The organism is Oleiphilus sp. HI0117, from assembly GCF_001635235.1.
Map to the genome: position 1 here is coordinate 1 of NZ_LWGA01000746.1, position 5,518 is coordinate 5,518.

Below are 5,518 nucleotides of genomic sequence, written 5' to 3' on the forward strand. Positions count from 1 at the left end.
CTTGGAAGAAGGACGTAGTTTCTGTTTTGAAACCGTTTTCTCTCATCCCTCCAAAATCGACTTTGTAGGAAAAGCCAAAGCTCACGGTTACGAAGTAATTATCGTCTTCGTTCATCTTTCAACCCCCGAACTTAACAAAGCACGAATACAGCAAAGGATTGAAGAAGGCGGTCACGCAGTACCAGAAGATAAAGTCGTCAGCCGTATACCTCGCACCATGCAAAATATAAAAACAGCGCTAGTGCTGGCAGACAAAGCTTATCTCTTAGACAACTCTGACTACCTAAAGCCCTTCGATCTCGTTGCTCAGATCACGCAAGGATTAGTAACGAAAAAAGCAAACACCCTGCCCGATTGGGCGAGATTTCTACTAGAAAGTTAAAGCCTGATACACACGCCGCTAAGTCAGATAGCTCTGTCTTCAAACTAAGAGACTCTAAAATGCAGATGAGGGCCTATCAAACCGTCAGCGAAGTCACAAACATACCAATTAAACCAATCAGACTAATAACAAAACCAATACTCCGGGCCAAGGCTATATTCGCGTAATAGCACAACATATGCATCACACGCCCAGCAAAATAGGTCACAGAAAACGCGTCGATATAGCTTGCATCGGCACCACTATAAACAGCAAACAAAGCAAACAGGATAAATACCGCGATCGTCTCATTGGTATTTGAATAAGTACGAGAGGCTCGAAATAAAAATCTAGCGTGATCAGCTTCGACGGGATAACCCGGTGTATGTTTCAATTTAATTGATGCTGCGTCAGAAACAAGTATTTGGGTGAGCAGCAATAAGCCGGTCAGTCCAACAATGAGTAGCGTGAGTTGATAGTCTGCAAATACTTCCATATATTGATCCTAGTACTTTCATAAGTGATTGGGTTCACTAATTGTAAAGCGCTGAATACTATTTAATGCTTACCTCATCACCCTAATGCTACCTAAAACCTTAAATACACAGTTCTATCAGTAGGACAAACGAAGCTATTAACGTTAAAGCGACACGACGATTTAACCCTGCAATTCTGCAAGAAAGGTTTAATAAGAGATTGGGAACACCAGAGCAAGTACACACATGAACAACGCCATTCCAAGTGAAGTAATCACAATCCAGTTATCATCTATCAACTTAGGCATATACTTTCCCTCGGTATTTATCTAACTAATAACAAATACATTAATTGATAATGATTATCATTACAACCACCCTCCTGTGACCTGTAATGGATTTAACTCACCTCCCTTGGTAGTCCAGCCTAGCAATGCCATCTCTACACCGAGGCGATCAACACTTTCCGGCAATCGAAGCCGACTGCTCCACAACTCCTGCCTACTAGCAGTATCTTTCTTGCTGAGTAAAAACTCATGGTGTAAGGACAGTACAACAAAATCTTGCTGTAGATTTCTGCCGCGGTTTTCACCAGCATTAATGTTTGAGAGCATATCAAAGCCGAGTAAGGCTATATTGATCTTGAACGACTTATCCTGCTCTGCTTCTATCTTGGTGGTATAGCGAATTAACACCTCGCGTCCATCAATATCAATCTGTAAACCACCTAGACCCTCTACCCTCTGTGCCTGGGGTAAGCGTTGACACCGAAACCACCCATTCCAGCCCTTGCCACTCACAATAAATCCCGGAGTCGCGACTTGTCTAATTAAACCTAGACGCTGATAAAGGCGCTGCCGATTGCCATATTGAGCCTTGGCAAACTCATCCTTCCAACCGATGTAATCCCAATAATCAACATGGAAGGCTAAAGGGAAAAGTGACTTCCATAAACGCTTATCGTGCTTGAACTTACTGATCCATCGTTCAGCTGGAGGGCAACTGCTACAACCTTGTGAAGTGTAAAGCTCAATCAGACTGCCTGGCTCATCTGAGCTGGTAAAACGTAAGTTTCGTTCTTGAGCATTTACCGAGGCCATATAATTCACACTCAACAAAAGACATACCATCAAGCCTGTAAAACGTCGCACTTTAGAACCGTACACGCGGGCAACTCCTATCTCTTATACCTCAATATGAGGGATACGCATATGTAGTTATGACTTCAAAAGAACATGATAGTTCCAACACATTCAAAAAATTGGTACTCACCTACAAATAAAATGAATACAAATTCATATTATTGATTGAATACCGTTATTGCTGCTAGTATGAAAAGTATAGGATGCACAATAAATACGAGGTCGATATGAGTTCAGTAAGCGATTCAGCAAAAACGGTAAAGCAAAAAGCTAGCGATTACCTATCGGTTGGCCAAATTCGCTACCTGAAATCTGCTTCTGACCTAAGGGCTTATCTAATGTTTGCCTTCAACTGGCTACTCATCGCTTTTGCTTTCTTTATCGTTGCTGTTTGGCCAAATATCATTACCGTCATAGTGGCTTTATTCATTCTAGGAGGACGGCAACTCGGTCTTGGTATACTTCTGCATGAATGCTCTCACCGCTCATTCTTTTCCACCCAAAAGCAGAATGACCTGGTTGGCCATTGGTTGGCAGGTATTCCGGTACTTGTGCCTATCGACTTCTACCGTCCTTATCACTTTACTCACCACACTAAAACCGGAACCGACGAAGACCCCGATGTTGGTAACATTGCTCAATACCCGGTTAGCAAAGATAGCTTTAAGCGCAAGATCATTCGTGACTTTCTTGGTTTATCTGGGCTCAAGGCAACATCAGCTTTGTTATTTTATGTACTTCCAGGGCGTGCTGGAAATGCCGTTTCCTTGGGTGTAAACAGCGATAAGATCGGAACAGATGCTGGCTGGAAAATGGGACTTAGAAACTACCTTCACGTCGTCAGTTTCCACCTTATATTTTTTAGTATCTTGGCGGCGAGCGGACATGCCAGCCTCTATGCTTTATGGTGGATTGCCTATATTTTTACTCATCCCTTCATCATTCGAGTTCGTCAAATCGCCGAGCACGGCGCCATGCCAGCACTTGCCTCAGAGGATGTTCGCCACACGACACGTACAACCATCGCCAACTGGTGGGAGCGTTTACTGTTTGCACCGAATTATGTGAACTATCACTGCGAACATCATTTGCTCCCAACCGTTCCCAGCTATCGACTATCTGAAATGCATCGCATTCTTAAGCTACGTGGATTTTATAAGAGTAATGAAGAGGCGTTGGTGGAAAAGGGTTATCCAGAGATTATTCGATTAGCTTCTGCTGGATGAAAAACACTTCGCAGCATAGATGTATGCACAGCCTTCCTCGGCTCGCAAGCGGGCAAGCACAGGGTTAATCCAGCGAGGGATGAAACCCTCTGCCAACGCTGGATTTATCCCAATTTAAACTTTGCGATGTGCTGTTTAAGTTGAGCGGCTAGCTCACCAAGCTGTGCACTGGAATTGGCAAAGTTATGGGAGTCAGTAGCAATTTGTTCTGACAGCTCAGAAATCTCATTAATACTTCGGCTAACGCTTTCTGTCACCTCTGCTTGCTCTGCTGCGCTCGTCGCTATTTGCGCATTCATATCACTGATCGTGTGAGCACTTCGGGTGATTGCTTGCAAGGAATTATCAGCGTCTCGAGCTTTTTCCACGCTGTCTTTAGCCATTTCTTGGCCTAAAGCTATTGACTCAGTTGCACCTTCGGTACCCGCCTGTAGCTGCTGAACCAAGTGCTGAATTTCTTCAGTCGATTTCTGTGTCTGACTCGCCAAGGTACGCACTTCATCTGCAACGACGGCAAAGCCGCGACCACTATCTCCTGCACGAGCCGACTCGATGGAGGCATTCAAGGCTAGTAAGTTTGTTTGATCAGCGATGCCTCGAATAAAATCTAACACGGTACTTATGTTGTGCGTATCCTGTTCAACACGCTGTATGGTCTCGGCTGTATGTTCGACACCTTCAGCTAGCTGATCAATCACCGATACCGCAACATTAACAACTTGGGACCCGGATTCGGCCTCGGAGTTCGCTTCTTTCGCTGCTTCCGCTGCCGAATGCGCGTTATCCGTCACATGAGATACTGCCACACTCATCTGTGTAATCGCTGTCGCAACGCGTTCAGATTGGTCTTTCTGTTGATTAATTCTATCTTGAGTATTAATCGTCAAAGAGCTCAATTACTCTGATGCCTCGCTAATATGATCAACCAGCTCAGTTAACTGCTTAATGATTCCTTCGACTTGATCTAGAAATTTATTGAAGGTTAGTACCATGCCATTTATTTCTATCACGGGTGAGCTGGACTCAACACGGAGCCCCATATCTAAGGTATGACTAATATGGCTGATTTGTCTCGAAGCATCAGAGATCGGTTTGGAGATGTGTCGGCCGATAAGTAAGGCGCAGATCGCAGCTAACACAGTCACTACTAACACTGGCCAGGCCATTTCCTTCAAGATATGACGCTGAATCCCTTCTAGACTAAGCACAGAAAATACTGCCGTAATTTGCGCTCCGTTTTCCACCTCATCCAGAGGCGACCTGCTTAAAAATAAATAGTCTTCTGTATCAATAAATTGCTTATGAGTACTGGCGAGCAGTTCGTCTATAGAAGCTTGCTGCACGCCCCCGATTTCAGCCCTGTACTCATATTCCATTGCACGAGGTGGCTGAGCTTTCGCAAACGCCTAGGCGGGGCTCGCTTTAGACATCCCTTCTATTTTCAAATAAAGCAAACCTGAAGACGCATACAAAGATTGCGCATCTTTATTACGCAGTTTCATTTTGTTGGCACCATTGACACTGCGTGTTGCTAAATTAACGATTGGTTTTAGGCTAGCTTCACTAACCTGAATCAGCTTATCTCTTTCAGCATTGTACATACTGCTGTAGAGCACCCAGCTAAGTGATAACACAATCACTAGAGCGAAACCCATAAACGATAGCAGTAAAATATTGCCTATCTGGAATAGCTTGTTCATATCGTCACTTACCCGTCCTTGATAACTTAGAAACCATTACGGCTATTGCCCACTAGCACATTGGCCTTTGACACAAAACGCTTCATAGCCTGAGTGACAAGTCGAGCATGTCTCTACACTCAAGGGTGAGGCAGGGTCCGCTGCAGTAATGTCCGTTCCATCCTCTTTGAAAACGCTATAAACTGCGTCACCACTTTTGTGGCCAGTAACGAGAAGAATACCTAATTCCTTAAGGTGAAGAATCATCGATGCACCATCGGCCATTTTTCCATCTTTGGTCTTGTAACTCTCCGTCTTACTTGGCTCGACCAATACCGAAACGGCACCAGGGCCTTCTGGCCTAACACCGCAATATGTCTCAACCGTTCCCTGATAAATAGGCGGTAAACTGCTTACATCTGCGTCACAGCCTGGTAGAGCACCGATACTGGTCAAGGGGGTAGAAACCGATGTCCAGGAACGCCAGTCGGCCGGATAAGGTGCATCGCCACCAGCAAAACCCTGGGAAGAAAACAGCATCAATATGGTAACAAATAGGGCAATTCTTTTTAGCATTATTATCATTCTCCAAATAGAGCTGTTAACCCGATTTTATATATATAGTTCTTCACTC

General features: G+C 44.4%; 8 protein-coding genes. 2 read left to right on the forward strand and 6 right to left on the reverse strand.

The genetic code is table 11. The features are described from left to right. A partial coding sequence (locus A3757_RS11635; RefSeq protein WP_197470015.1) for a zeta toxin family protein occupies positions 1-382 on the forward strand: 382 nt, incomplete at its 5' end. A gap of 76 nt (positions 383-458) precedes the next feature. Here A3757_RS11635 and A3757_RS11640 read toward each other — a convergent pair. Then, complete coding sequence (locus tag A3757_RS11640; RefSeq protein ID WP_068511332.1) at positions 459-857, reverse strand: MAPEG family protein; 399 nt, start codon at positions 855-857, stop codon at positions 459-461. A 348-nt stretch (positions 858-1,205) separates the two neighbouring features. Continuing rightward, complete coding sequence (locus A3757_RS11645; protein WP_068553718.1) at positions 1,206-2,003, reverse strand: DUF1223 domain-containing protein; 798 nt, start codon at positions 2,001-2,003, stop codon at positions 1,206-1,208. A gap of 203 nt (positions 2,004-2,206) precedes the next feature. On the opposite strand from A3757_RS11645, the gene A3757_RS11650 reads away from it, so the two are divergent. Next, complete coding sequence (locus A3757_RS11650; protein ID WP_068553719.1) at positions 2,207-3,205, forward strand: fatty acid desaturase family protein; 999 nt, start codon at positions 2,207-2,209, stop codon at positions 3,203-3,205. Positions 3,206-3,309: 104 nt separating this feature from the next. On the opposite strand, the gene A3757_RS11655 is transcribed toward A3757_RS11650, so the two are convergent. The 4 genes from A3757_RS11655 to A3757_RS11670 are packed head-to-tail and all read right to left on the reverse strand — an operon-like array spanning position 3,310 to position 5,460. Beyond that, positions 3,310-4,101 carry a methyl-accepting chemotaxis protein gene (locus tag A3757_RS11655; RefSeq protein WP_068739672.1) on the reverse strand — a complete coding sequence of 264 codons (792 nt, stop codon included), beginning with the start codon at positions 4,099-4,101 and terminating at the stop codon, positions 3,310-3,312. Continuing rightward, the gene (locus A3757_RS11660) at positions 4,102-4,581 is read right to left on the reverse strand and encodes a methyl-accepting chemotaxis protein (RefSeq protein ID WP_068514378.1); all 480 of its coding nucleotides are present in this window, start codon (positions 4,579-4,581) and stop codon (positions 4,102-4,104) included. 30 nt (positions 4,582-4,611) lie between these two features. Beyond that, complete coding sequence (locus A3757_RS11665; RefSeq protein ID WP_068514376.1) at positions 4,612-4,905, reverse strand: hypothetical protein; 294 nt, start codon at positions 4,903-4,905, stop codon at positions 4,612-4,614. Between the two features lie 42 nt (positions 4,906-4,947). Then, positions 4,948-5,460, reverse strand: a complete 513-nt coding sequence (locus A3757_RS11670; RefSeq protein ID WP_068507760.1) for a hypothetical protein — start codon at positions 5,458-5,460, stop codon at positions 4,948-4,950. Positions 5,461-5,518: the final 58 nt, after the last annotated feature.